This is a genomic window from Halogranum rubrum, from assembly GCF_900114455.1.
Classification (GTDB): Archaea; Halobacteriota; Halobacteria; order Halobacteriales; family Haloferacaceae; genus Halogranum; species Halogranum rubrum.
In genome coordinates, this window is sequence record NZ_FOTC01000001.1 from 540,407 (window position 1) to 567,169 (window position 26,763).

Genomic DNA, 26,763 nt, shown 5'->3' on the forward strand with positions numbered 1-26,763 from the left:
CGAGTGTGACTCGTCTCGGCGGGACGCAGTTGCTGAGCGTACACGTGCTCTACTCGCTGGTGGTGGCTGAGTGCTCGAGAGTGCTTTTGTCGCCACACTTGTCCCACGGGAAGTGGTGCCCCAACCGTGTACTGAGTACACGTAGTCGTCAGCCGAACGGTAGCGTCTGGCCACACGTCCGGATTCGCGGTGTCGAGGTGCTGAAAGAGAACGAGTGGAACACCTCAAAGACGTGTTCGGTGTGCGGTGACGATACGAAAGGGAACCGCAAACACCGTGGGTTGTACGTCTGCTCGTCGTGTGGATTGGTCGGGAACGCGGATTGCAACGGGGCGGAGAACATGCGACAGAAGATAACTCCGAGTCCTCATGGCGAGGATAGGAGTAACGGCTGTGTGGCACAGCCATCGGTACACCTGTTCGATTCAGAAAGTGGGGTGTTCGCCCTGCGAGAACAGGTTGTGTCGTAGACCGTCAAATATCCCACCTGCGGTACGGGAAGCCCCGTCGTTCACGACGGGGAGGATGTCACTTCAGAGTAGGCAATCCCAAATCTGATTTCGCGGACTGGTAGACACCGAGTAGCTGTCGCGATTCGAACGGCCCGTGCTTGAGGCGGCGAGTAGGTGTGCCGTCGCTGATGGTGGTACCGTGGCTGCGCGGACTTGGCACCCCAATCTCGGAATACAAACGTCCACGTACTACGACTACAGAATCGCTTCAAGCTCGGATAATCCGAATAGGTGCCACTCATCACCGAACTGCTCGTGGAGTTCGTCGGTGAAACCACTTTTCGAGAACAGAGCAAACTCTTGGTGACGGTCACCCGTTCGCCATCTCACTGAGTGTGCCTTTTCGAGAAGATTCTCAGCGAGCGCCGTTCCAACCGGGTCTGTGGTCCATTTGCATTCAGCAAGCAGCAGACGGTTGTCGTTTGGATTCAAGCCAACGATGTCGATTTCTTCTTCACCGTACCACCACCGACCGACCTGTGAATACCGCCCATCGAAGCGGTCTGTGCGTATTCCTTCCCAGACTGCCTCGATGCAGATGCGCTCAAAGACACGAGCAACATGATGGGTGAACGAGGGACGAATCACGTCTTCGAAGACGAGTTTCGGTGCTTGCTCGATACTGGATCGATTTGGTTCGATAAATCGAAACCAGAATGATAAGAAATTGTCTGCCACGTGGTACAGCGACCGTTTCGATTTCTTCTGTGACGCCGTCACGGGAACCTCTCGAGTGACAAAGCGCAGTCGACGGAGCGTCTGAAGGTATTGTGAAAGGGGGCCAGAATCGACGCCGGTCGCTCCAGAGATTTCTTTCGGTGTTGTGTGACCAGTTGCGATGGCTTCGAGAATACTCAGATATCGACCAGGGTTTCGAAGCTCAGTCCGCAGTAGAAACTCCGGTTCGTTGTACAAAACAGAGGTGTTCGAGAGGACATACTGGCGAATATTGTCTTCCAGCGACTGAGTATAGTCGAACAGCGTGAGATACATGGGTGTCCCACCGGTGACCGCATACGATTCAATCGAACTCTCAAGTTCGTATGATATCGCGCTCCGCGCTGTTCGAAAGTCGAACGGCTGCAAGTCGATTTGTGCCGTTCGTCGGCCGTAGAGTGGACTTTCGTGTCCAAGCACCTCCGACTCCATGACGCTAATACTCGACCCACAGAGGACGAGCAGTGACTGTGAGTTTGGTCCGTATTGATCGACGACCGATTGCAGATATGACGGAATTGAAGCGTTGTTTTCAACGAGGTAGGGGAACTCGTCGATAACGAACACGAACTGGTTTGTAGCGAGTTTTTCGCCGAGATACTCGAACGCCTCATCCCAGGTTTCGATTTGCGGAACGCGCTCCTCACAGTGCGCTGCAATCGCCTCGACGAACTTCTGTCGCTGTCGTTGTTCTGCCTCCTGTGACGCCAAGTGGTAAACGTGTGGTCGATCGCTACAGAACTCCTTGAGGAGCTCCGTCTTCCCGACCCGTCGACGTCCGTATACCACGACGAAGCCGAATTGATTCGCTTCGAACTCTCCTTGGAGCGCAGCAAGTTCGTCGGCACGGTCGTAGAAGGTCATAATCTAGATTATGATAATCTAGGTAATGACTTAGCTGTTCTCGTCGACTAAGTGAACGCGTGGGGTGGTTCTCAGTGACCACAGCTACTCCTTATCGACCGTCACGGCGAGCTATCTGGGGGAACGGCGAGTACGGGGACGCTCGCCGAGCGAACGACTCGCTCTGTCACACTGCCGAGGAGTGCACGTGGGAGGCTGCTCCGGCCGTGAGTGCCCATCACGATGAGCCCAACACTGTTGTCGGCGGCGTAGTCCACGATTTCGTCGTGGGTGACCCCGACTGTGATGGCTTCGACGACGTCGACACCCGCCTTGTCACACGCGTTTACGACGGCGCCGACGGCGTTCTGGGCGCGGTCTCGGAGTGGTCGACGGAGCTTTTCGGAGTCGATATCTGTGGGGGTCCGAAGTCCCAGTTCGCTGACGTCGACGACAGAGAGTGCATGGACCGTCGCGTCGTAGCGAGTGGCGAGATCGATGGCGTGGTCGACAGCCCGGGTGGCCGTTTCACTGCCATCGGTGGGGACCAAGATGATGGAGTACATGCGGTACTGTTGGTTTGGTAAGGATATGGCTGTGTCTTAGGGGTGAGCAGTTCGCTCTGTAATCGAGGAGAGAACTCCGCTGTTCACGACGAGCGTGAACCTGACCTGGGGCGAATCAGTATCAGTGCTTCTTCGCGTGAGGGAAGCCTCTGTTTACGGCGAGGGGACCTCAGCAAGGTTCTCCGTAATGTGAGCACCGCCATTCAACGTCGTCTTCACTTTGGGTAGACGGTATGCTTATTGCTAGCAATATGTGTAAGTCGCGGCATGCTGGCGCGTTTCGCCTCTCAGTCGTTCGGTATGGCACAAAAACGACCGTAAGCGTATCGCGCGAAGGTGCGCACTCGAAGGGGACGCCACCGAGAACGGCGGCGACGACCGCGCTGACGAGCGGTCACTCATCGCCGTGGCTAGTCTGCTCACGGCGCCCCTCCGTCTCTGCCGACCGACTCGACCGATTTATTCACAATCTGGAAATAACCACTGTGGTAGTTGACTATATCGCCAATATGCTGGATATTATTATGTATAGCTGTGCCTATAAGACATCATGGTGTTCAATCGAGGACGGCTAGCGGTAATCAGCGACTACACGTCAAACTCTATTGGGAGCGAGCACGGCCGCGCGGTCACGTCGGAAGGTGGGTAAGATGCCCGACGGTACCGACTCCAGGTTCGACCGTATCTGGTTGCTCGCGACGGGTGTACTGCTCGTAATCATGCCGGCGCTCACGTTGTTCGTCGCCTACGCAGTCTTGATCGTGACACAGAGTGTCGCTCTCGAACGAATCACACTCGCCGAAGCGGTCGAACTCTACCTCGTCGAACTAGCCGCGTTTGCGCTGTTCAGTTACTTCCTGTATCGACTCACACGATACACGATTCACCGACAGGAGATGCAAGAGACGGCACGGAACGAGCGTGAACGTGAGCAATCGCAGACTGACGGAGCGAGGCCGAGATGAAGACGCCAGAGAATCGGGGGACGGGCGAACCATCCCGGTACTGCCCGGCAACACCATCGGCAGGGTGGTCCTCGTGATCCTGCTCAACTACGGGCAGACAGAAGACCGATTCCCCGAAGGAAACGGTGCGCGCGCACGTCTCGGGTGGCGCGACTGGCTGTTCGGTTTCCGCGTCAGCCACCCCACGCAGTAGTGGTCGGCGGTCGTCCAGCCCTCGTCGTCCGTCTCCCGACTCACCCATCTCGTGGCGCGACCATCTCTGTCTCCTCGCGCCGAATCGCCTGTTGAATCCCCATCTCGGCGATGTTTCGTCCGTAGCTCGCGGTTCGGCGGACGCTGTCGAGCAGGAGGCCGAACGCGAAGGCGGCCGTGGCGTTCTCGTGTTGATAGAGCTGCTTGTCTAAGTCGTCGGCGGCGGCCTCGAGTTCGGCGACGTCCGAGAGGATGTCGAACGCCGTCGTGACGTCGACATCCGAGAGGACGACGTCGGCAGCACGTTCGACGATACGGCGAGAGGTGTTGGCGAGTCGTGTGAACTCGTCGAGGCTCACGTCGGTCAGGTCGCTGTCGTGTTCGACGACGAGACCGGCCATCTTCGTCGCGTGGTCGCCGATCCGTTCGAACTGGCGGGCCGTATGAAAGTACTCGAAGAGTGCCGAACGCGTCGTGTCGAGCGCGTCGACGGTCTGGAGGTCGTCGAGCGCCCGCTGGAACTGCCGACTGACGAGACAGAACAGTTTGTCCACTTCGTTGTCGCGGGCGACGACGCGACTCGCCAGCGCTACGTCGCCGTCGGTGACGGCGCGAACCGCATCGCGGTGCATCGACAGGACGACGAGCTTCATCCGGAGGACGGTCTTGCGAATCGAGATGCTCGACGGATCGACGATGTTCTGAAAGACGAGTGTTCGATCGCTCGTCTCCATGAGTTCGAGGCCGCTCAACTCCGCACAGAGGTCCAGCGCTGCCTCCAATCGAGCGTCGTCGTGGCCGTTCCGGTCGACGATAACGAGTTTGTCGATGCCGACGAGATACATTGACGTGACGGCCTGTCGGACCATCGCTGTCCTGTAGCCGGTGACGTCGAGGCGGACCGTTCGGTCGTCGTCGCTCCGCTCTGTGCCCGCTTCGACGAGTAACGTGCCGTCGTCGTCCGGGTGCAGATACAGGACCGACCCGCTCGAGATGCCGTGTTCGGTGGCCCACGTTTTCGGGAGTGAGACGGTGAACGTGGTGCCGCCCGACAGTTGGACCTTCCGTGTCTCCATACTCGATAGGACGACGAGTGGTTCAGCCCTTAGCCGTTCGTATGAGTACTTGCATCCGACCGGGAGCGCTACTGAGTGCTATTGAGTGTCGAACCACAGTCACGTCACAGACCTATGTACTGGTCCGGACAGTACGTGGCCAACGAATAACTACACCCGAGGGAGTTGACCGGACAGAATGCGTTGGAGCCAACCCAGTTTGACGCCGCAGGGTGGTCGTGAGATAACCCTCGCTCGCGTCATCGAGACTATCGACCGGACGGCACCGGAGACGAAGGCGGCACTCGCCGACGAACTCGGACTCTCGGAGCACTATCTCTCGGAACTCCTCCAAGAACTGAAAGGGCGCGGCATCGTCCGAAAGGGGTACGTCGTCGACGACGTGGCCGTCTACGACCACTCGCCGACGCTCTCGGAACTCCACACTGACGACGGAGCGATGTACACGCGACTCGTCGAGCAACTCGAACGGCTCGAAGCCGTCACAACCGACCAGTATCGGGCCGCCCGCACACAGTTCGCTGGCGACGACCCCGACCAGAGCGCCGACGACCTCGAACCGCTGGCGAACGAGCGCTGTCTGGTCGTCCTCCAAGAGTTGAAGTCGATGACGTTGACGACCGATTGGCCGGGGAATCGGGTCGCCTCTGATTTCGGTATCATCGCCACGAACCTCGAAATCATCGGTGATCGTGCGTGTTACATCGCCGATATCGCGGCGAAGATGGAGATGGAGTCGGTCGGTATCGTCCACGACCACGTCCTCGATATCTTCGACGGCGGACTCGACATCCACGACGCCGTCGTCGACGTGTTGTTCGACGCCGACGCGGGTCGACTCGACGACCTCTATGCGGTCGAAGACGAGGTGCATCGCCAACTCGACGAACTGTTCGAACTGGTCACCGCCTACGACCCAGAGATGTACGGCCAACTGGCGACGATGACGCGCGCACTGGAACGAACCATCTACTACTGGGTTCACACCGCAGAGATGGCCGCCCGGATTCACGTCGGTCTCGAACCCGACCATATCCCAACGTAGGGCGACTCGTTACTGGAAGAACTCTACTACCGACCCGACGTCTCGGTCGGTGAGCATCTCGATGGAGTGATCAGCGAGGGCGGCGGTGTCGAGCGGATACCAGCCATCGCGGTACGCGACGAGCAGTGAGCGTGTGCCGTAGTCTCGCGCCCACGCGCCCGGTGCGTGCGCTTCGACCGCCTCGACGTAGACGTACTCCCGACCGCCGAACCTGACGGTGAGCGGGTCGGACGCGAGCAGTGTGGCCGGCACGTCGGCGGTGTCGACGAGGACGGCGCAGTGGCCCTCTGGAATCACGAACCCGGTCCGGAAGTCGAGCGCCGAACTGGACAATAGACCGGCGAGCAAGAACGCGAGGTCCTCACAGTCGCCCATCCGCTCGGCGATGGTCTCGGCGGGATAGCGGATATACTCCCGTTGGTCGGTCGATTCGATGTCGCGTGCGTACTCGATGTCGGTCACGACTGCCTGCGCGGCGAGAAGGCGGTCGGCGTCCGAAGAGTACGTCCGAGCAATCTGTCGACCGAGTCGTTCGAGTGCCGGACTCTCCCGCGCGGCGTTGGCTGCGCGCGTGAACGACCGTGAGCGGTCGCGAGCCGTGACGTACTCCGACTTCGGGATGTCGACGTGGAACGCGGCTCGTCCCTCGTCGACGTCCACCGCGTACCGTCGCGAGATTCGTCCCGGGGTGGTCGTCGAGTCGTCGCTCCCGCCGCCGTCGAGACACCCTGCGAGTCCGGTAACGGCCGTCACCCCGAGTGTTCCGAGGACCTGCCGACGTGTTCGGCCACTGCCTCGTCCCGTCCGTGAGTGGTGACTCTCTTCAGACATGGTGACCCCAGTACTCACTCGACGGTACGCCGAAACGGAGTAAAAACACCTGCTAAGAGGGATATTGAGACAACCGTTGTCGAGAGTGTGGCTGTCTCACGCTCCGGCGGATTCGCCTCACCGACAGCCTACCGAGCGCTACTCCCGAGCGTACTGGTCGAGAAACGTTTCGAGGTCACGGAAGGCGTCGACTCGCTCGGCGAGCGTCTCGTGGTTCCACTCCCACCACTCGGTTTCGAGGAGTCGTCGTGCTGTCTCCTCGTCGAATCGGCGGTCGAGTGGTTCGGCAGGGACGCCAGCGACGACGGTGTAGGGGTCGACGTCGTGCGTGACGACAGCACCCGCGGCGACGACGGCACCGGTTCCGATTTCGACGCCCGGCAGTACTGTCGCTCCGTGTCCAATCCAGACGTCATGGCCGACGACGACCGGATTGTCGGCACGCCAGTCAAAGACAGTCTCGTCGTCTTCGCCCATGTCGTACATCTCCGCGCGGTAGGTGAAATGGTGCGCTGTCGGGCGGTCGATGGGGTGGTTCGTCGGACCGAGACGAACGTCGGAGGCGACGTTTCCAAAGTTCCCAATGTCGGTGTAGTCCAACTGAACCCGTTCCATCAGGTACGTGTAGTCTCCGATGGTCGACTCGTTGAGGCGACATCCCTGCCTGACCTCGGTCCACGCACCGAGTTCGCTCTTCGAAATCGACACCGGGTCATGCAGCGTCGGCGCTGGCTCGAGTTCGAGCGTCCGGTCCGGGCCGTATGATTCGATGAAAGTCACAGAATCACCGCCGCCCCACCGTCGACATGAGGATCTTTTTCGGCGCGGTCACGATGGCTTCGAGGAGGCCGGTCTGCTCGACGTCGTCTTCGCGGAGATACGAACGGACGCGTTGGCTCAGGAGTTCTACCGACCCAGCCAGTAGGAGAATCAGGAGGATACAGGCCATCATCTCCGTGTAGTTGAACGTCTTTCGCTGGATGTCGAGTTCGAGTCCGAGTCCCCCGGCACCGATGAGGCCAAGTCCGATGGCGACCCGGACGTTGTGTTCGAGGTCGAAGGCGATCCACGCGATGAACTGGCGGAACACCTGGCTCAGCATGCCGAAAGAGACGATCTGCGACTTGTTCGCGCCCGTGCTCCGGATTCCTTCGATGGGGCCGTCGGCGATCTCTTCGAGTTCGTCGGTGAACAGTCGGCCGAGATAGCCCGTCGTGTCGATTATAATCGCGAGCGTCGCGGTGAACGGCGTGACCCCACCGAGCGGGATCAAGATAAGCACCCACACGAGCGCTGGAATCGCACGGATGAGGCTCATCGTCGCCCGAAACACGAAGTTGAACGGGTAGGGGACGACGCGTTCGCTCGCCATGACGCCGAAGAACAGTGCTCCGGGCAGACCGAGTATCGTCCCCGCGATGGCGATGGCCATCGTCACCTGTGAGGCGGCGAAGAGGTTCTCTTCGACGATGAACTCCCAGTATTGCATCACGTCGACGAAGGGAACTCCGAAGTATGTCGTCGGCGGGAAGTAGTCCGTGAGCGCGTCGAGGAAGTGAGGTATCTGGGTGAACAGTTCGGTCAACGAGAACCCGACCACGACGAGACTCGCGTTCAGAACGACGACGGTGAAGACGACGCCGAGCGCGGCGTACAGCCGCCGAACTAGTTTCCGCCGTCGCAGGTCGTCGAGTTTCCGGTCGACCGGCGAGTCGCCGGCGTCACCCAAGCCGAGGAGAGTTCTGAGACTGCCGGTGTCGGACTCCGAACTCATGGTCTGACCCTCCGCTCTACGACGTCAGACGAGGGTTCGTCGCGCTTCTGTGCGGCGAGTCCGACCGTCTCGACGCTGCCGTACAGGTCGTCGACCAGGTCCGGTGTCAGTTCCTCCGGGCCGACGTCGAACAGGAGTCGGCCGTCTCGGAGCCCGATGAATCGTTCTCCGAAGTGGGCCGCGATGTTGACCTGGTGGAGACTCACCAGTGCGGTGACTTCGTGGACGTTCGCGGCCTTTTTCAGGTACGCCATCACGGTTTCGGCGCTGGAGGGGTCGAGACTGGCGACCGGTTCGTCGGCAAGCAGGAGGTCGGGATCCTGAACGAGTGCCCGTGAGATGCCGACGCGCTGCTGTTGTCCACCGCTCATCTGCGAGACGCGCTGGTGCGCCTCGTCGAGCAGTCCGACGGTCTGGAGCGCTTCGAGCGCCTGACGTTTCGTCTCCGAGTTCTGACGCTGCAGGAGACTCTCGACTGTTGTGGCTCTGTCGAGCGACCCGGTCAGCGCGTTCATGTATGCGGATATCCCTTCGACGAGGTTGTGTTGCTGGAAAATCATCCCCACGTTGGGCTGTGAGCCGGTAATCGGCTCCCCGTCGAGAGAGATGTGCCCACTGGTCGGCTCGGTTAGCCCGTTGATGCAGCGCAGCATCGTCGACTTCCCTGCGCCGGACTCGCCCAGCAAGACGGCGAACTCGTCTTCGATTTCGAAGGAGACGTCTTCTAGCGCAGTCACGTCTCCGTACTCCTTGGTGAGGTTTTCGATGGTAAGTGTGCTCATTGTGACTAAAAGAACGGCAGTTCTATCGACTACTCTCCGAGTTCGATGCCGAGGTCGTTGAGACGCTTGATGACCGGCTGATAGGTGTCCATCGACGTGTCTTCGATGGTCGTGAAGGGTAGTTCCTCCTCGTCGTAATCCTCGGGATAGTACTGCTCGACAGTCTCCGCATCAGAGTTGACGAGGACGTCTCCGATTTCCTTCTTCTTCGGTGACTCCCAGCTCTTGCGGGCGTAGATGGGCTGTTTCGGAATCGGGAAGGACCACCAGAACGGTCGGAACTTCGGCGACTCGTCGCCCATCGTGTCGAGGAAGGAACTCTTGTCATCGACACGGCTCGGGACCTCGGTGTCTTTCGGGATATGCGCGATGCCGTTGCCACCCCACGTCGTCGCGGCGTCGGCCTCGCCGTTACCGAGCTTTTCGAGGGCAACCTCGTGGTTGGACCAACTTCCCTCGAAGTCGACGGGGTCGCCGTCGGGAGCCTCACCGACGTCGAGTCCAGCCTCTTTGAGGGCGTAGACGGCGAAGATGGACCCACTCGTCGAGAGGCGGTCGGCGAACGCCATTGTCTTGCCCTCGATGTCGGTTCGCTCCTGAATATCCGAATCGGAGTTGGTCATCATCACGGAGAAGTAGAACGCCGACCCGCCCGTGACCGCCGTCCCGTACACGTCCATGATGTCGGGGTTGGAGATGAGCGTGATGTCGTCCATCCCGATTTCTGCCTGTTCACTCTTGAGTGCCGGGCGGATGGCCGAGTAGTCCTGTGGAACCTGCATCTCGACGTCGATGCCGTCGACTTCGCCCTGAATCAGGTTCTGGATCGGTTTGTAGCGTCGGCGGACGTCAGCCGGCGTGTCCGGCGTCAGGAGCATCGTAACCGTCTCGTTGTCACCGCCCCCCGAGCCTATCGTCCCGGCACAGCCAGCGAGGGCGACTGTGCCGACCGCACCGGCACCAGCGATGAAGCCGCGCCGAGTGGTATTCGAGCGTGAGCGTGTCCGGTTCGACTGCGTGTCGACTGCCTCCTCGGTGTTGCGCACCATTACAGACGGTGCAAACGGGGTTTCCCGGATAACCGTTGTCTGGGTACAGTACTGATGTCTGCACGGGGAGGCCCACGAACGCCCACTCGCCGAGTCGGCTCCATCCGGTTCCTGAGTCGAGAACACGCACCCCCGAAACGTCGGGGTCGGATTGTGAAGTCCAGACTCGTCCGGACGCCGCTCGGTCGGACCGGTGTTCGGTCTGCTCTCGCTGCCGGTAGGGGAGAGTACCCAGCGAACCCTTATGCGGATTCTTCGGCTGTCACCGACCGAGTGCATGGCCGACCCAACTGAGAGAACAGACCGATTCGAGTTGATCGCGGCGTGTGACGCCGACACGCTCGTCGGACTCGCCGACGAGGTGCTCGACGGCGAGACGCCAGTCCGTATCCTTCAGGAGCCGAAGCCACAGCTCTTGATGCACCAAGTCCGCGAACCGGTCGAACGACGACCGTTCAACCTCGGCGAGGTGGTCGTCACCGCCGCCGAAGTCACCATCGCGGGCGAACGTGGGTTCGCGATGGTCGCCGGGAAGGCCGAGTCGAAGGCCGTCTCCGGTGCCATCCTCGACGCCGCCGTCGCCGCCAACCACGCGACGGCCGACCGTATCTGCGAGTCGCTCGTCGACGCCGAGGTCGACCGAGACGAGACTCGTCGTCGCCAGTGGAACGAGAGTCGCGCGACCACGGTGGCATTCGAGACGATGGAGGACGAGGACGAATGAGGGCGCTCGACATCGATCCCGTCCACGACACGCGCGAGACGTTCCGTGCGCTCGTCGATGCGACGAGTCGCCCCGGGACCGTCGAGCAGACGCCGACCACCCCTGCAGTTCACGCCGTCGTCGCGACGCTCGTCGACCACGAGGTGACCCTCCACGGTGGCGGTGACGAACTCCGGACGACGCTCGGCCGCGAGAGTCGTCTCGACACCGCGCCGTTCGAGGACGCCGACGTCGTCGTCGTCGACGGACACACCGACGGCCGCGTCACTGTGGCCAAACGAGGCAGTCTGAAAGAACCGAGCGAGGGCGCGACGCTCGTCTACGAGGTAGCTGACCTATCGGCAGATACCGAACCTATCGACGGCGACGACGACCAGACGCTGACACTCGCCGTGAGCGGCCCAGGTGTCCCCGACACGCGCACGTTCGGTGTCGATGGGCTCCCTGCCACAGAAGTCGAGGCGATTGCGGAGGCGCAGTCTGGCTACCCGCGTGGCGTCGACGTCTATCTCGCGGCCGACGACCGTGTGGTCGGACTGCCGCGATCGGTCGACCTGTCGGTCGCGTCTGACGTACCGGACGAGGAGGTGGCGTAGATGGGCTACGTCGCCGTGAAGGCGGGTGAAGAAGTTATCCGCCGGGCAGAGGACCTCTTCGAGAAGCGCCGCGTCGACGGCGAAGACGAACCGGTCTCCGTCGAACAGGTCGAATCGCAGTTCAGCCGACTCGTCGGGCAGGTCATGAGTGAGGGTGGTCTGTACGCTCCGAAACTCGCCGCCCGCGCGGTCAAGCAGGCGCAGGGCGACGCCGCCGAGGCAGCGTTCCTCCTGCGCGCCTACCGGTCGACGCTCGAACGCTACGACGACTCGCTGCCCTCGAGTCCGGACGCGATGTTTGCCACGCGGCGCGTCTCGCCCGCGTACAAGGACGTCCCGGGTGGGCAGATCCTCGGGGCGACGAAGGACTACACGCAGCGACTACTGGACTTCGAGTTCGACGAGTCGGACCCGACCGACGAGTGGGACCTCGGTGACGACGAACCCGAGTCGCTTCGGAACGTGATGGAAGTGCTCCGCGACGAGGGACTGGTCTCGGACCCCGACCCCGTCGACGACACTGACGTCACGGATACGACCCGCGAACCGGTGATGTTCCCCGCGCCACGCGACGCCATCCTACAGGAACTCGCACGCGGCGAGACGGGTGCGGTGACCGCCCTCGCCTACAGCGCCCTCCGTGGATACGGACAGGTGCATCCGACACTCGGCGAAGTACGGGTCGGGTCGCTCCCGGTCGAAATCGAACACCCCTACACGGGAGAGTCGGCCGAGGTGACGAGCGTCGAAGTGACCGAGTCCGAGAGCGTCGTCCCGGTCTACGCCAAACGCGACGACCCGCAGTTCTCCTTCGGCTACGGACTGGTGTTCGGCCGCAACGAGCGCAAAGCCATCGGGATGACCATCCTCGACGCCTCCATCCAACTCGACGGCGACGAACCCGCCGAAGACGCGGAGTTCGTCCTCGATACGGTGGACGGTATCGACTCCTTCGGCTTCATCGAACACCTCAAACTCCCGCACTACGTCACGTTCCAGAGCATCCTCGACCGGATTCGGGCGATTCGAGAGCGGAAGGGATTGGACCCTGTCGATGGCGGGGAGCGCACGGACGGTGATGGCGGCGGCGACACACCGAGCGACCGCGAGGCACCGCAGGCGGTGAGCGACGATGACTGACCAGACCCAGATGCACGAGACGAGTCCGACGACAGAAGCGACCGACAACGAACAGCAGGAGTCCGCCACGACACCGACCGGCGTCTCCGACCTCCTCAGCGAGTCCGGCGCCGGAATGGCCGGCTACAACTACGCCTACCTCGACGAGCACACGAAGCGCGAGGTGCGACGCGGCGTGCTGAAGGCCATCTCACTCCCGGGCCACCAGGTACCTTTCGCCTCTCGGGAGATGCCGCTCGCTCGCGGATGGGGAACTGGTGGGATTCAGGCCTCGCTCTCACTGCTCGGTCCGGCGGACACGTTCAAGGTCATCGACCAGGGAAGTGACGAGAGCGTCAACGCCGCCAACATCCGCCGACTGGCGAAGACGACGGCGGACGTCGAGACGACCACAGACACGACCGAGGCGTCGGTTATCCAGACGCGACACCGCATCCCCGAAGAAGTCCTCACCGACGAGCAGATTCTCGTCTTACAGGTCCCGACGACCGACGCACTCCGCCGTGTCGACGGGAGCGACGACGCGAACCGTCGCCGTCACGCGCACAAGAACTACTCGAAGATGTGGGTCGCACTCTACGAGAACGTCGTCAAGTGGGACGAGATTCAGATCTCTGCCCGCTATCCGGCGATGGTGAACGGCCGCTACCTGATGGACCCTTCGCCCATCCCGCGGTGGGACACGACCAAACTCAACGACGCCGACTCGCTGTTCCTCTTCGCCGCCGGACGCGAGGCACGCATCTACGCCGTCCCACCGCACACCGACGTCGAACCGCTGGCGTTCGAGGACCGCTCGTTTCAGGTCGAACGGTTCGACGAGAGCTGTCACCGCTGTGGGTCGACTGATACCTACCTGACCGAGGTTACCGGCGACGACGGTGTCACGCGCTACGCCTGCAACGACGCCTCGTTCTGCGAGAAGCGTGCGGAGCATCCGGACCTCTCGAAGGACCACCACCTCGACGAGGACGACGTGGCTTGGGGGCCGGAGACGCCGGACCCGATTCTGTCCGACGAGACGGGAGGTGAGGACGCGTGAGCCTTCTCGACGCGGAGAACGTGACCCGATTCTACGGCGAGTTCGAGCCCTGCGGTGACTGTGTCGACCTCACTGGCCCGACCCACGGCCGAAACCAGTGTCCGGACTGCGGGACGGTCGTCGGCTGTGCCGACGTGGACCTCGACGTCGAACGCGGTGAAGTCTTGGGAATCGTCGGCGAGTCCGGCAGCGGCAAGTCCAGTCTCGCGGAGATGCTGGCGCTGGACCTCGCGGCGACGGCGGGGAACGTCGAGTTCGCCTCCTACGACGGCAACCTCCTCGATGCGAACTACGAGGAGCGCGTCGACCTGCGGAACACGAACGTCGGGATGGTCCACCAGCACGTCCGCGACGGCTTGAATCTGGAGTTCACTGGGGGTGGCAACGTCGCCGAGTCGCTCTTGGCTGCCGGGTGGCGCAACTTCGATGAGATCCGGGCGCGCGTCCGCGACCTCTTCGAGGAGACGGAGGTCCCGGTAGACCGGATGGACGACCCGACAGACACCTACAGCGGCGGGATGCAGCGCCGTGTCCAGATTGCGAAGGCCATCGCCAACGACCCCGAACTCGTCATTCTCGACGAACCGACCACCGGTCTCGACGTGAGCGTGCAGGCCCGCGTTCTCGATATGTTTCGCCGCATTCAGCGCGAGCAGGACGTCGCCACCATCGTCGTCTCACACGACCTCGGTGTGGTCCGCCTGCTCGCCGACCGAACCGTCGTGATGCGGCACGGGCGTGTCATCGAGTCGGGCCTGACCGACCGCGTCATGGAAGACCCGCAGCGCGAGTACACCCAGACCCTCATCAATTCAGTCATATGACAATCCTCGAAATCGACCAGCTACGAAAGGAGTTCCAGATGCACGTCGTCGGCGGGAAGCGCGTCGTCGGTCTCGACGGCGTCTCGTTCGACGTCGCAGACGGTGAGTTCCTCGCCATCGTGGGTGAATCCGGCAGCGGGAAGTCGTCGCTGTTGAAGTGTCTCTACCGGACCTACCTTCCCTCGGGCGGGGCGATTCGGTTCGAGAGCACCGACGGCTCTGTCGACCTCGCGTCCTGTTCGGAGCGTCGACTGCTCGAACTCAGAGACGACGAAATCGGCTACGCCTCACAGTTCCTCGACGAAATCCCACGCGTACCCGCCCTCGACGTGGTCGCACGACCGCTCGTCGAAGAGGGCGTTGAACGACCCGCGGCGCGGGATGTCGCCCGCGACCTGCTCACGGCGTTGAACCTTCCGGAAGAGCTCCACGACGCCTACCCGGCGACGTTCAGCGGCGGCGAGCGACAGCGGGTGAATCTCGCTCGTGCCATCGCACCCCGTCCCCGTCTCCTTCTGCTCGACGAACCGACTAGCGCGCTCGACCCGGAGACGAAAGCGGCCGCTATCGACCTGCTGGACCGCTACCTCACCGAGGAGACCACGGTCGTCGGCGTCTTTCACAACCGCGACGTCGTCGCACAGGTTGCAGACCGGGTCGTCGTCCTCGACGACGCCGCACTCCAGCGCGTCGTCGACGTGGAGACGTACGCCGAGGAGACGAGTTCCGAGATCGACCTCGCGGAATCGGAGGTGGGCGTATGAGTGGTCCCGAGACCGCAGAACGAGTTCGTCACGACGAACAGAGGACGTACGACGTCGTCGTCGCCGACGCTCGGGTAGTGACGCCCACGGAGACGGTTCGCGGAAGCGTCGCCGTCCGCGACGGCAAAATCGCTGCCATCGAGTCGGGTGAGTTCGAGAGCGACGCCGAGGCGACCACCCGCGTCGACGCCGACGGGCGCGTACTCATGCCCGGTATCGTCGACCTACACGGCGACGACATCGAGAAGCATCTCCACCCACGGAGCAACGCCGCGGTCGAACCGCCGATGGCGCTCGCCTCCGCCGACAGGGCCAACGTCTCGTCGGGTATCACGACCAAGTTCCACGCCATCGCCTTCGAGGAGGCCCCCGAGAAGGACCGCTCGCCCGAACTAGCGATGGACCTCGTCGACTCGATTCGCGCCAGCGACTCGCTCATCGCCGACCACCGTATCCACGCCCGCTGTGAGATTACGGACGAATCTTGCGTCGACGCTGTCGAACGGGTTCTCGACGGCGACGCCGCCTCACTCGTTTCGGTGATGAGCCACATCCCCGGCAAGGGGCAGTTCGGCGACATCGAGCGGTTCCGCTCCTACTACGAGAACGACGCGAACCTCTCGGTCGAGGAGGCCGAGGAACTCATCGAGGAGCGGACGAGTCTCTCCGAGGAGACGCTCTCGACGCGTATCGACCGCATCGTCGCCGCCGCCGAGGAGGCAGACGTGGTCGTGGCCTCCCACGACGACGAGACACCGGTCGAAGTCGAGCGACTCGACGACCGCGGCGTCGCCATCAGCGAGTACCCCATCACACTCGACGCGGCCGAACGCGCCCGTGACCTCGGGATGGTCACCGCGATGGGCGCACCGAACCTCGTCCGAGGCGGGAGTCAGTGGGGCAACCTCGCCACCGAGGAGGCTATCGAGGCCGACGCGGCCGACGCACTGCTCGCGGACTACCACCCGCCGTCGCTGCTCGCCGCCCCGTTCGTCGACACCGGCGAGTCGCTGGCGACGCGAGTCGCTCGCGTGACGACGAACCCGGCCGATGCCGTCGGTCTGACTGAACGAGGTCGCATCGAAGTCGGGGCGCGAGCCGACCTGATTCTGGTCGACCCCGAACCTACCCCAGTCGTCGAGCGTGCCTTCGTCGACGGCGAACCCGCGTTCGTCGCGGAGGCTCCACGATGAGCACCGAGTCCAGACTCGGGGCCGCCATGGACCTTCGCTTCGAGGAGTCGGTCCAGGAGTTCGCGGCGTACGTCACCGACCGTGGCCTCGACCACGTCGAACTCAAACGCGAGTACCTCCACGCGCATCCCGACGCACCAACGCCACACGAACTCGCCGAACTCGGCCGCGAGTCCGACGTGACGTTCACGCTCCACGCACCCTTTCGCGACTGGAACCTCGGGAGTTTCAACGACGCCTCGCGCCGCGCCTCGGTCGAACAGGTCAAGCGGACGCTAGACGACGCCGCGGCCGCAGACGCGGGTGCCGTTGTCGTCCACGGTGGGTCGGTTCCGCGGCGCTATCCCGACCACGTTCACGCGAAGGCGCGACAGAACGCGGTCGAGTCGCTGCGAGCGTGCGCGGAGCACGCCGCCCACGTGGGCGTGCCGCTGTGTCTCGAGAACCAGCCTCGTTCGGATACGAAACTACGCCACACGACGACACCGGACGACCTCGACTCGCTTCTCACGGCCGTCGACGCTGACCCCGAGTGGCTGAGAGTCACCCTCGACGTCGGCCACGCGAAGGTCAACGGTTTCGACTGGCGAACCTTCGCCGACCGGTTCGGGAACCGCATCGAAGTGGTCCACCTCCACGACAACGACGGCACCAACGACGACCACGAACCATTGACCGACTACGAGACTGTCGTCTCGGCCACGGACGCTACCTACCACGTCTTCGAGATGAAACGAGTGTGCGACGTCGACGCCTGTCTCGCAGTGGCGCCGTCGAGACTGTCGTGAGGTAGCCATTCCCGGTCGAATACGGCCGTTCTCAGGTCTACACTGACCGGTGGGAGTGGCTCCCCCAACCACCGAATCGCTCAACCCACCCCTCCGTTCGAAAGAGGTATATTGGTATATGCTAATATTAGAAATTACTAATATGAATCGGCAAGCGTCGAACACCGGTGAGACCGAGCAAGTGCAGACCGACGGCGACAGAGTGTGCTGTAGCGCCGAGCACTCGCTGAGTGAGGACGAACTGGCCGCAGACGTACAGTTGTTGTCTGCGCTCGGCAACGACACGCGCTACGAGGCGCTTCGGCTCATCGCCGGAACCGACAGCGACGTCTGCGTCTGCGAGTTAGAGCCTGCCCTCGGCGTCAGTCAGAGTGCTGTCAGTCAGGCGCTCTCTCGGCTCTACTCGGCAGGGCTCGTCTCCCGCCGGAAGGACGGCCGGTGGCGCTACTACGCCGCGACGCCGCAGGCCGAGCGACTATTGGACGCACTCGACGACGTCCGGGGTGGGGCCGATGCGTGACGACGCCGACACACCCGAGTCGACGACCGGTCTCGACCCGAACACCCAGCGCCGAGCGGTCCGTCGGCGCTACGCTCGTATCGCCACCGAGGAGTCGAGTTGCTGTGCTAGCTCAAGTTGTGGAGGCGACGACGACAACGACGACCTGAACCGACAGCTGGGCTACTCCGCGGCGGACGACGAGTCCGTCGCAGAGGGTGCGAATCTCGGACTCGGCTGTGGCAACCCGAACGCGCTCGCCGCGCTGCAACCGGGTGAGACGGTCCTCGACCTCGGATCGGGCGCGGGGTTCGACTGCTTTCTCGCCGCACGGGAAGTCGGCGAGACGGGCCGCGTCGTCGGCGTCGACATGACGCCGGAGATGGTCGAGAAAGCGCGAGAGAACGTCGAGAAGAACGACGCGCACAACGTGGCGTTCCGCCTCGGTGAAATCGAACATCTACCCGTCGCGGACGGGACGGTCGACGTGATCATCTCGAACTGCGTCGTGAACCTCTCGCCGGACAAACAGCAGGTGTTCGACGAAGCCCATCGCGTTCTCCGGCCCGGTGGCCGACTCGCCATCTCGGATGTGGTGCTAACTGCACGACTGCCGAGCGATGTCCACGCAGACCCGGAGTCCGTCGCCTCTTGCGTTGCTGGCGCGTCGCCGATTGCCGACCTCGAAACGATGCTGTCGACGGCGGGGTTCGAACAGATCACGATCGTCCCAAGGGAAGCGAGTGAACAGTTCATCCGCGAGTGGGACGACGCGCGTGACGTCAGCGACTACGTCGTCTCCGCGACTATCGAGGGTCGGAAGCCCGAACAGAACGTGTCGTGAGAACGAGTCCAATAGGAGAGGCTGGTGCGAGGATTGGGGTCGATTCGCTCGGCCACCGTGTCGTGTTCCGACTACGCGCTGACTCTCACGGTTTCGACGCGGACGTCTGGTCGACGTAGCCGGGGAACGCGGGAACCCTCTCGCCGTGTGAGAGTGCGTCCGAGAGGAGTTTCGACTCTGCCTTTCGGAGGTGTTCTAGCACCGTCGAGTGAGTGATATCCAACTCCTGTGCCAACTCCTCGCTGGTGAGGCGCCGTGGCCACTCGAAATACCCGCGTTCGAGCGCCAGTTCGAGCACTTCGTACTGCCGCGGTGTCAACGCGGCCGTCGGTGGATGAAACTCTTTGACGTGGCCCAGTGTCGCCGTCCCAATCTCTTTGAACTCCTCGATGACCGCACGGAGGTCCTCACGACGGAACAGCAAGACGGTGTACTCTCGCCGACTCGACGAGATATAGTTCCGTCGCCGCATGATACCGTGGTTCCGGTCGACCGCCTCGTAGGCACCGCACGACGTCTTCGTGACGAGGAACGTCGTCTCGGTGAGTCGTTCGATGTGGGTGACCTGCGACGATTGCTCGAAGAACTCGTACACTTTCTCGCAGGCTTCCTCCAGTTCGATGATGAACGTCACCTGGTGGTCGTGGAGTTCCTCGATGGCGACTTCGAACGAGGTGTCGAATCGCGCCGCGATGTCGGAGAGGACACAACTCTTCTCCTGCTGGAGGTGAATCTCTGCCTGGAACATTGTGACAGACTACCAATACACAAACAGTGACTTGAAACTGTGCCGTTTCCTCACGGCCGGTTGGGGGTGGAACGATAGAGCGCCCGCCGGGGATTTGAGCCGGACATTTCTCCTCAGGAACCGAACTCTCGCTCGGCGAGTGCCACCGCGTCGGCCAGATGTAGCGGCCCTCGGTCGTCGAGCAGGTCGAGGAAGGCAGCGACGGTTTCGTCGTCAGCGTCGACGCCGGCCCGCTGGAGGAGCTTTCGCGCACCGCCTTTCCCAGTCGGTTTCCCGAAGACGAGTCGTCGGCCCCCCCCGAACGTCGCTGGGTCGAAGGGTTCGAGCGTCGCCGGGTCGCTGAGCATCGCCGCGGTGTGAATCCCCGACTCGTGTTCGGCGATGGCCGACCCGAGGACGGCCTTTCGCTCGCCGTACGACTCACCGAGTTCGTCGAGGACGTCACGACACACCGGAATCAGTTCGCCGACGTCGACGCCGAGGGTGTCGTCGTCGTCGACCGTACAGGCGGCGACGACCTCTTCGAGAGAACTGTTTCCGGCACGTTCGCCGAGTCCACCGACGCTCACGTCCGCTTTCGCGACACCGAGGTGGTAGGCCGCGAGGACGTTGGCCGTCCCACACCCGAGGTCGTCGTGGAAGTGAACGCCGACACGGCCGAGGTCGACATCCTCTCGCAACGCTTCGAGAAACGTCTGCACACTCGCCGGTGTCCGCACGCCGACGGAGTCCGCGAGGGTGACCATCGGCACGTTCGGAAGCGACTCGAACACGTCGACGAGGTCCGCGTGGTCAGTACGAAACGCGTCGGCGAGCGTCACGTGCGGCGTCCCCCCGTGGTCGACGACGTGGTCGACGGCGTTCGTGAGCATCGCGAGCATCTCCGGTCTGGACTTTCCGAGCAGATGTTCGAGATGACGGTCGGAGACGGAGACGAATACCTCGACGACGTCGGCGCCGGCGTCGAGCGAGACGTCGATGTCGCCCGTCACCGCCCGGGCGAGTGCGACGATGTCCGCGTCGGTCGTCCCGGCGAGTTCGCTGACGACGGACCGGTCTTTCTCGCCGGTAATCGGGAACGCCGGTTGGATGAACGGGACGCCGAGTTCGTCGAGTCGGCGCGCGGCACGAACTTTCTGGTCGGCGGTGAACGCACGGCCGGGCATCTGGTCTCCTTCTCGGAGGGTGACGTCGTTGAGTTGCATCCGGGGCATCTAGATGACCCCGTCTGCCCGAAGGTCGGCCAGTTCGTCTGCCGAGAGACCGAGTTCGTCGCCGTACACCTCGCTGTTGTGCTCGCCGTGCTGTGGTCCCATGAACTCGACTTCGCCGGGCGTCCGCGAGAACTTCGGCGTCGGCGCGAACGTCTTGATGTCGCCGACGTCGGGGTCCGTCACCTCGATGATAGCGTCGCGCGCCTGGAACTGCTCGTCGTCGAAGATGTCCGCCATGTCGTAGACGGGGCCGACGATAGCGTCGTTCGCTTCGAGAATCTCGATGGCTTCGTCGGTGGTGTGTTCTCTCGTCCACGCCTCGATTTCGGCGTCGAGGGCGTCGACGTTTTTCACACGGGTCGCGTTGTCCGCGAACCGCGGGTCGTCGATGAGGTCGGGTCGGTCGATACTGTTGGCGACTCGCTCGAAGATTTTCTGATTCGAGGCGGAGAGCGTCATGTAGCCGTCGGCCGTCTCGTAGATGTTCCGCGGGGCGGTGTTGGGATGGCGGTTCCCCGTCCGCTCACGGACGTGACCCTGCCGGTCGTAGGCTTCGACCTCGCCGAAGAACAGTCGCCACAGCGGTTCGGTCAATGAGACGTCGATGACCTGTCCTTTTCCACTGCCGCCGCGGCCGAGGTCACGTTCGTAGACGGCCATCATCGTCGCCTGCAACGCGAACTGCGCGGCCGTGAGGTCGGCGAGGCTCACCGGTGGCAAGAGCGGTTCTCTGTCCGGGAAGCCGTTGGCGTGTGCCCACCCCGAGATACCCTCGGCGATGGTACCGAATCCGGGTTTCTGTGATTTCGGTCCCGTCTGGCCGTACCCCGAGAGTCGAACCATGATGGCCCGTTCGTTGACCTCGTGGATGTCGTCGGGGCCGAGTCCCCACCGCTCCATCGTCCCCGGCCGGAAGTTCTCGAAGACGACGTCCGCATCTTCGATGAGGTCGAGTGCGATGGCTCGTCCGCGCTCGTCGCCCAAATCGAGCGTCACACAGCGCTTGTTCCGACCGAGCGACTTCCACGAGAGCGAACTCCCGTCGTCGGTCTTCTGCGGCCACTCACGAATCGGATCGCCGACCTTCGGATGTTCTATCATCACGACGTCAGCCCCGAAGTCGCCCATCATCGTCGTCGCGAACGCACCGCTTATCATGCCGGACATGTCGATGACGCGGAGACCGTCGAGCGGTCCCTGTCGTTCGCGTGCGGTCATTCGTGGTTCTCCTGTGTACTCAGTGCAATCGTGGTGTGCATCGGTTTCGTCGTTCCCGTCGCTCCCGTCGCCGAGTCGGTCTCGGTCTCAGTTCTCGTACTCATGTGCTCTCGGCGTCGCTGGTCGAACCGTACGTCTCGTCGAGGTGCTCGCAGACGGCATCCGTCGTCACGACGTCGCCGTACTTCGCGTCGATGTCGAACAGGTTCGCCTCGTGTGGTCCCTGTGCTCTGTCGCCGACGGCGTCGGCCGGGACGATGGTGCGATAGCCGTGTTGGAGGCTGTCGACTGCCGTCGCCCGGATACACCCGCTCGTCGTCACGCCGGCGAGGACGAGCGTATCCACTCGCTGCGTCGTCAACTCCGTCTGGAGGTCGGTGCCGAAGAAGGCGCTCGCGTACTTCTTGAGGACGACTCGCTCGTCGCCGACCGGTTCGATTCGGTCGTCGACTTCGACGCGTTCCGTCCCGAGTCGAAGCTCTCGCAAGGCGGGCACCTTCTCGATGAACATGCCCGCGTCGCCGTAGGACTCCTCGAAGGCGACGGTGGTGAAGTACCGCGGCAGGTCGTACTCGCGGAAGGCGTCGAGGAGTCGCTTCGTCGCGTCGAGCACGTCGTCGACGTCCGACCCGAGGTTCGAGTCGGGGTCGGTGAACGCGTTGATGAGGTCGATGACGACGAGCGCCGGTTGCTCGCCGAACCCTACCGACTCGCCGAACTCGCGTTCGGCGTACAGTTCGCCAGCCTCGTCGAGCCAACTGGTCGAACTCATCGCTCACTCCCGGTCATCGAACTCACGCCGTTCCGCTGCGATGTTCGCCGCCAGTTCGTCGTAGTCGGGGAGCGGCCCGTAGTCGAACTCCGAGAGGTCCTCTCGGCTATCGCGAAGTTCCTCGCGGGCGTCGGCCGTCGCAGACTCGTCTACAGACCCGTCGTCGTCGACGACGACGCCGTACGCCGACTTCGCACTCGCCGCGGAGACGAGTCCCTGTCGGACCTCTCGGGCGACGACGGCGGCATCTCGGTCGAGCGGGTCACCCAGTCCGCCGCCCGCGGCCGTCCGGAAGACGAACTTGTCGCCGGCGCTGACCGCGACGTTCTCCGCCTTCGAGGGGAGTCGTTCTTCGGTGCCGTCGGTCCGAACGAGAACCTTCTCGCTCCTCTCGCCGTGCGTCCCGCCGTCGACGCCCCACGGGTAGGTGTGTGCGCGGTCGTCTTGGAACGTTATCGCGCCATCCTCTTCGAAGGTGTAGACCTTCGTGATGCCGTGGCCGCCGCGGAACTCGCCGGCACCGCCCGTATCTGCCCGCGTACTGTACTCGTCGATGGTCAGCGGGTAGTACGCCTCTTGATACTCGGCGGGAACGGTGCGGAACATCGGCCACCACGAGTGGCCGTCCAGTCCGTCACCGCCGGGGCGTGCCGGAATCCCTCCGTAGAGAATCTCCAGCATCTGGAACGAGTTCCCCTCGGAGTCGGTTCCGGCGTAGACGAGATTCGGCGAGGTGCCGTAACTGCCGGCGACACTGAAGCCGTCGATGAGTTTCGAGAACGTCGCCTGCAGGACGTCGAACTGCCGCGCCATGAGCGGAAGGCGATTCCCGAGGGCGGCGGGATACTCCGGTTGGACGACGCTCCCCTTCGGCAGGTTCACCTCGAAGAGGTCGTAGTAGCCGTCGTTGAAGGTGAGAAGCGGGTCGAACGCCATGATGAGAAACACCCCGACGAACATCTTGAACATCTTCTCGTTCAGGAGGAAGTTGACCGTGCCCGGTACCTGGTCGTCGGTGCCCTCCCAGTCGAGGTAGACGGTGTCGCCCTCGCGGTAGATTTCGAGGTGGAGTTTGATGGGGCCGTTGCCGAGGCCGTCGTCGTCGACGAAGTCCTCGAACGTGTAGCGTTCGCCTTCGGGGACGAACTCGCGGATGAGGTCTATCATCCCGTCGCGGGTTCGGTCGAGGATGGCGTCGGTCGCTTCCACGTACGTCTCTCGACCGAAGCGGTCACAGAGTTCGCGTACCCGCGTCTCTGCTGCCTTCGTCCCGGCGGCGAGCGCCTTGATGTCGGCTTCGGCGTGGTCGGGGAGACGCGTGTTGTGCGCGAACGTGTGGAGCAGTTCCTCGTCCAGCGTTCCCTCCTTGTAGAGTTTCACCGGCGGCAGTCGCATCCCCTCCTCGAAGATGGTGCGGGCGTTGACGGGCATGCTCCCCGGCGTCTTCCCGCCGACGTCCATCAGGTTCCCCCACTGACTGGAGAACCCGACGAGGTGACCCTCGTAGAAGATGGGCCGCAACAGCAGCATGTCGGGCGTGTGCGACAGCGCACCCGCACACATGTAGGGGTCGTTCGTCGCGATGACGTCGCCGTCGTTCAGGTCGTCCCACTCGAACGGCGAGTTCTCGATGATGGTGTCGATGGCGCTCCCGAACTGTCCCATTACCATCCGCCCCTTTCCGTCGGCGATGAGCGGGAACTGGTCGGACTGCTCGCGGATGACCGGGCTGATGGCCGTCGTCTCCAAGACGCGGTCCATCTCGTAGCGGGTGTTCGATAGCGTGCTCTCGATGATGTCTAAGGTCGTCGAGTCGACGTCGTGTTCGCCGACGAATTCGGGTGTCTGGTCGCTCATTGGCTCTCTCCTCGGGTAATTTCGAGATTCTCGTACGAGTCTACGCGCGCCTCGTGGTTCGGTTGGACGACGACGGTGGAGTCGTCGTCGACGACGATAGCCGGACCGTCGATTCGGTTGCCCGGTCGTAACTGCCCACGGTCGTAGATGGGGGTGTCGTGGTACGACTCGTCGAAGTAGACCTCGTGACTCCCGGTTCGTGCGTCGCTCGCGTCTTCGCCGCCGAGTTCGTGTTCGACGAGTGTGACACCGTCGACGGCACCTTTACCGACGATTCGGAGGTTGGCGATTTCGAGGGGCGCGTCGAGCGAGAAGCCGAAGCGCTGGTCGTGGCGTCGTTCGAAGTCGGCTTTGATCTCGTCGAGACCCGTCTCACGCTGGAGATTCTCGACGTCGACCGGAATCGACATCTGGATGTCCTGTCGGTAGTACCGGCAGTCCGCGAAGTACTCGAACGACTGGTCGTCGTCCGAGACGCCCTCGGAGTCGAGCCAGTCGGCGGCTTCGTCTCGAATCGCGTAGAGTCGTTCGGCGACGTCGGTGCCGGTGACGTCCTCGTCGGTCTCCAGATACGTCTCGGAGAACTCGTTTTGGATGTCGCTCGTGAGGAAGCCGAACGCACTCATCACACCCGGTCCCGGCGGGACGAGCAGTGGGTACGCTCCCATGACGTCCGCGAGGGCGTTCGCGTGCATCGGTCCGGCACCGCCGAACGCGACGAGTCCGAACTCGCGGGGGTCGTATCCGCGCTCGACGGAGACGACCCGGAGCGCGCCGTGCATGTTCTCGTTGACCAGGTCGACGATAGCCTGTGCAGCCTCTTCGACGGAGGTGCCCCGCTCGTCTGCCACCGTCTCGATTGCCTCGCGAGCGGCGTCTCGGTCGAGGTCCATCCGCCCGCCGAGTTGGACAGACGGCGGAATCCGTCCGAGGACGACGTTCGCGTCGGTGACGGTCGGTTCCGTCCCCCCTCGTCCGTAGCACGCTGGTCCGGGGTCCGCCCCCGCACTCTCTGGACCGACCTGCAGTGCCCCGGAGAGTTGGACGCGTGCAATCGACCCGCCGCCCGCACCGACGGTGGTCACGTCGACACCGCGCGATTTGAACTCTCGATACCCCACCTTCGTCTCTCGGGTCGACTCCGGCGTCCCGCCTTCGACGAGTGAGACGTCCGTCGACGTTCCACCCATATCGAGGGTGAGCACGTCCGGGACACCCTTCTTGCTCGCGATGGTCGCCGCGCCGACGACACCACCGGAGGGACCAGACAGCGCGAGTTCGACGGGGCGATGTTTCGCCGCCTCGGAGCTCATCAACCCGCCGTCCGAGCGGACGACGTTCATCGTTGCGCTCGAACCGGAGTCGCGCAGTGAGGCGTCGAGGTCGTCGAGATAGTCGATGACCTTCGGACGAGCGTAGTCGTTGATGACCGTCGTCAGGGTCCGCTCGTACTCGCCGTACTCGGGCACGATTTCCGACGAGATAGAGACTGGAAGGTCTGGATACTCCTCGGTGACGACGTCGCGGACGGCCCGCTCGTGGGCGGGGTTGAGATACGAGTTCATCAGCGCGATGGTGAGTGATTCGATACCCGACTCGTACAGGTCGGCGACGTGCTCACGTATCTCCGTCTCGTCGATGGGTTCGACTTCGGTACCGTCCGGTGACGAGATTCGCCCCGAGACACTTCGCGTGTCGACGAGGTCGGCCAGTGGGTCCGGTTTCTCCATCCCCATCCAGCCGTAGAGTGGGCCCGGTGTCCACGCTCGCGCGAGGTGGAGGATGTGCTCGTGCCCAGCCGTGGTGATGAGACCGACCCGAGCACCCGTCTCCTCCAGCAACATGTTCGTGACGACAGTCGTCCCGTGAAAGAGCAAGTCGAGTTCGGCGACGGTGGTCCCTGCCTTCTCGGTCGCTTCCCTGATACCCGTGACGACGCCGTTCGACGGGTTGTCCGGCGTCGAGAGCACCTTGTCTATCGTCAGTTCCTGCGACTCGCCGTCGAAGACGATGACGTCGGTGAACGTTCCACCGACGTCTACCCCTAGATTGTGTGTCATACGGTAACTACCCAACAGTCTGTTTGGGGAAAATAGGCTAAACGTTCCCCCCACACTTGTTGGTCGTATATCCGCCACCGTCTCTGATCGCCAGACAGAGACGCTACGACGGTCTACTCGCACACTCG

27 protein-coding genes and 1 pseudogene are annotated in these 26,763 nt (G+C 62.9%); 14 read left to right on the forward strand and 14 right to left on the reverse strand.

Features of this window, described 5'->3' with window-relative positions; genetic code table 11:
* Positions 1–182: 182 nt before the first annotated feature.
* A pseudogene (locus BM083_RS02555) lies at positions 183–470 on the forward strand (zinc ribbon domain-containing protein); the annotation flags it as partial.
* 237 nt (positions 471–707) lie between these two features.
* On the opposite strand, the gene BM083_RS02560 reads toward BM083_RS02555, so the two are convergent.
* Positions 708–2,093, reverse strand: coding sequence for an ATP-binding protein (locus BM083_RS02560; protein ID WP_089865349.1), 1,386 nt, complete (start codon positions 2,091–2,093; stop codon positions 708–710).
* A gap of 101 nt (positions 2,094–2,194) precedes the next feature.
* The gene (locus tag BM083_RS02565) at positions 2,195–2,638 is read right to left on the reverse strand and encodes a universal stress protein (RefSeq protein WP_089865353.1); all 444 of its coding nucleotides are present in this window, start codon (positions 2,636–2,638) and stop codon (positions 2,195–2,197) included.
* Between the two features lie 650 nt (positions 2,639–3,288).
* Here BM083_RS02565 and BM083_RS02570 point away from each other — a divergent pair.
* Together BM083_RS02570 and BM083_RS22735 are read left to right on the forward strand one after the other, a co-directional pair.
* A complete protein-coding gene (locus BM083_RS02570; protein WP_089865356.1) occupies positions 3,289–3,603 on the forward strand; it encodes a hypothetical protein in 315 nt (104 codons plus the stop codon).
* The gene (locus BM083_RS22735; protein WP_143085663.1) at positions 3,566–3,796 is read left to right on the forward strand and encodes a hypothetical protein; all 231 of its coding nucleotides are present in this window, start codon (positions 3,566–3,568) and stop codon (positions 3,794–3,796) included. The genes BM083_RS02570 and BM083_RS22735 overlap by 38 nt, the downstream gene beginning before the upstream one ends.
* 40 nt (positions 3,797–3,836) lie before the next feature.
* Here the strand turns inward: BM083_RS22735 and BM083_RS02575 are convergent, their stop codons facing one another.
* A complete protein-coding gene (locus BM083_RS02575; protein ID WP_089865359.1) occupies positions 3,837–4,871 on the reverse strand; it encodes a phosphate signaling complex PhoU family protein in 1,035 nt (344 codons plus the stop codon).
* Positions 4,872–5,049: 178 nt separating this feature from the next.
* Here BM083_RS02575 and BM083_RS02580 point away from each other — a divergent pair, with 178 nt between their 5' ends.
* Entirely contained in the window at positions 5,050–5,916 is an 867-nt protein-coding gene (locus BM083_RS02580) for a phosphate signaling complex PhoU family protein (protein ID WP_089865362.1), read from the forward strand.
* A gap of 9 nt (positions 5,917–5,925) precedes the next feature.
* On the opposite strand, the gene BM083_RS02585 is transcribed toward BM083_RS02580, so the two are convergent.
* The 5 genes from BM083_RS02585 to BM083_RS02605 all read right to left on the reverse strand — a co-directional run bounded on the left by BM083_RS02585 (position 5,926) and on the right by BM083_RS02605 (position 10,352).
* Complete coding sequence (locus BM083_RS02585) at positions 5,926–6,747, reverse strand: hypothetical protein (RefSeq protein WP_089865365.1); 822 nt, start codon at positions 6,745–6,747, stop codon at positions 5,926–5,928.
* A 138-nt stretch (positions 6,748–6,885) separates the two neighbouring features.
* Complete coding sequence (locus BM083_RS02590; protein ID WP_089865368.1) at positions 6,886–7,527, reverse strand: DapH/DapD/GlmU-related protein; 642 nt, start codon at positions 7,525–7,527, stop codon at positions 6,886–6,888.
* A gap of 4 nt (positions 7,528–7,531) precedes the next feature.
* Positions 7,532–8,521, reverse strand: coding sequence for a phosphonate ABC transporter, permease protein PhnE (gene phnE, locus BM083_RS02595; protein ID WP_089865371.1), 990 nt, complete (start codon positions 8,519–8,521; stop codon positions 7,532–7,534).
* Entirely contained in the window at positions 8,518–9,303 is a 786-nt protein-coding gene (locus BM083_RS02600; protein ID WP_089865374.1) for a phosphonate ABC transporter ATP-binding protein, read from the reverse strand. Before BM083_RS02600 ends, phnE begins: the two co-directional genes overlap by 4 nt.
* A 29-nt stretch (positions 9,304–9,332) precedes the next feature.
* Positions 9,333–10,352, reverse strand: coding sequence for a PhnD/SsuA/transferrin family substrate-binding protein (locus tag BM083_RS02605; RefSeq protein ID WP_218148920.1), 1,020 nt, complete (start codon positions 10,350–10,352; stop codon positions 9,333–9,335).
* Between the two features lie 277 nt (positions 10,353–10,629).
* Between BM083_RS02605 and phnG the strand changes: the two genes are divergently transcribed.
* From phnG to arsM, 10 genes are all read left to right on the forward strand, one after another.
* The gene (gene phnG, locus BM083_RS02610) at positions 10,630–11,076 is read left to right on the forward strand and encodes a phosphonate C-P lyase system protein PhnG (RefSeq protein WP_089865378.1); all 447 of its coding nucleotides are present in this window, start codon (positions 10,630–10,632) and stop codon (positions 11,074–11,076) included.
* Complete coding sequence (gene phnH / locus BM083_RS02615; protein WP_089865381.1) at positions 11,073–11,672, forward strand: phosphonate C-P lyase system protein PhnH; 600 nt, start codon at positions 11,073–11,075, stop codon at positions 11,670–11,672. Before phnG ends, phnH begins: the two co-directional genes overlap by 4 nt.
* A complete protein-coding gene (locus BM083_RS02620; protein WP_089865384.1) occupies positions 11,673–12,812 on the forward strand; it encodes a carbon-phosphorus lyase complex subunit PhnI in 1,140 nt (379 codons plus the stop codon).
* Positions 12,805–13,854: an alpha-D-ribose 1-methylphosphonate 5-phosphate C-P-lyase PhnJ gene (locus BM083_RS02625; protein ID WP_245756834.1), complete on the forward strand. Its 1,050-nt coding sequence runs from the start codon at positions 12,805–12,807 to the stop codon at positions 13,852–13,854. Before BM083_RS02620 ends, BM083_RS02625 begins: the two co-directional genes overlap by 8 nt.
* A complete protein-coding gene (locus BM083_RS02630) occupies positions 13,851–14,678 on the forward strand; it encodes an ATP-binding cassette domain-containing protein (protein ID WP_089865388.1) in 828 nt (275 codons plus the stop codon). The genes BM083_RS02625 and BM083_RS02630 overlap by 4 nt, the downstream gene beginning before the upstream one ends.
* Positions 14,675–15,442 carry a phosphonate C-P lyase system protein PhnL gene (locus BM083_RS02635; RefSeq protein WP_089865391.1) on the forward strand — a complete coding sequence of 256 codons (768 nt, stop codon included), beginning with the start codon at positions 14,675–14,677 and terminating at the stop codon, positions 15,440–15,442. The genes BM083_RS02630 and BM083_RS02635 overlap by 4 nt, the downstream gene beginning before the upstream one ends.
* Positions 15,439–16,635 carry an alpha-D-ribose 1-methylphosphonate 5-triphosphate diphosphatase gene (locus tag BM083_RS02640; RefSeq protein ID WP_089865394.1) on the forward strand — a complete coding sequence of 399 codons (1,197 nt, stop codon included), beginning with the start codon at positions 15,439–15,441 and terminating at the stop codon, positions 16,633–16,635. Before BM083_RS02635 ends, BM083_RS02640 begins: the two co-directional genes overlap by 4 nt.
* Positions 16,632–17,423: a sugar phosphate isomerase/epimerase family protein gene (locus tag BM083_RS02645; protein WP_089865396.1), complete on the forward strand. Its 792-nt coding sequence runs from the start codon at positions 16,632–16,634 to the stop codon at positions 17,421–17,423. The genes BM083_RS02640 and BM083_RS02645 overlap by 4 nt, the downstream gene beginning before the upstream one ends.
* 142 nt (positions 17,424–17,565) lie before the next feature.
* Positions 17,566–17,943 carry an ArsR/SmtB family transcription factor gene (locus BM083_RS02650; protein ID WP_089865398.1) on the forward strand — a complete coding sequence of 126 codons (378 nt, stop codon included), beginning with the start codon at positions 17,566–17,568 and terminating at the stop codon, positions 17,941–17,943.
* Positions 17,936–18,766 (forward strand): arsenite methyltransferase, encoded by an 831-nt coding sequence (gene arsM, locus BM083_RS02655; RefSeq protein WP_089865401.1) that lies wholly within the window; start codon positions 17,936–17,938, stop codon positions 18,764–18,766. Before BM083_RS02650 ends, arsM begins: the two co-directional genes overlap by 8 nt.
* Positions 18,767–18,851: 85 nt before the next feature.
* Here the strand turns inward: arsM and BM083_RS02660 are convergent, their stop codons facing one another.
* From BM083_RS02660 to BM083_RS02685, 6 genes are all read right to left on the reverse strand, one after another.
* A complete protein-coding gene (locus BM083_RS02660; RefSeq protein WP_089865404.1) occupies positions 18,852–19,514 on the reverse strand; it encodes a helix-turn-helix domain-containing protein in 663 nt (220 codons plus the stop codon).
* 113 nt (positions 19,515–19,627) lie between these two features.
* Complete coding sequence (locus BM083_RS02665; RefSeq protein WP_089865407.1) at positions 19,628–20,719, reverse strand: LeuA family protein; 1,092 nt, start codon at positions 20,717–20,719, stop codon at positions 19,628–19,630.
* Between the two features lie 9 nt (positions 20,720–20,728).
* Entirely contained in the window at positions 20,729–21,946 is a 1,218-nt protein-coding gene (locus BM083_RS02670) for a CaiB/BaiF CoA transferase family protein (RefSeq protein WP_089865410.1), read from the reverse strand.
* 100 nt (positions 21,947–22,046) lie between these two features.
* Complete coding sequence (locus BM083_RS02675) at positions 22,047–22,718, reverse strand: isochorismatase family protein (RefSeq protein ID WP_089865413.1); 672 nt, start codon at positions 22,716–22,718, stop codon at positions 22,047–22,049.
* 3 nt (positions 22,719–22,721) lie between these two features.
* A complete protein-coding gene (locus BM083_RS02680) occupies positions 22,722–24,575 on the reverse strand; it encodes a hydantoinase B/oxoprolinase family protein (protein WP_089865415.1) in 1,854 nt (617 codons plus the stop codon).
* Complete coding sequence (locus BM083_RS02685) at positions 24,572–26,635, reverse strand: hydantoinase/oxoprolinase family protein (protein ID WP_009376723.1); 2,064 nt, start codon at positions 26,633–26,635, stop codon at positions 24,572–24,574. The genes BM083_RS02680 and BM083_RS02685 overlap by 4 nt, the downstream gene beginning before the upstream one ends.
* Between the last annotated feature and the right edge of the window lie 128 nt (positions 26,636–26,763).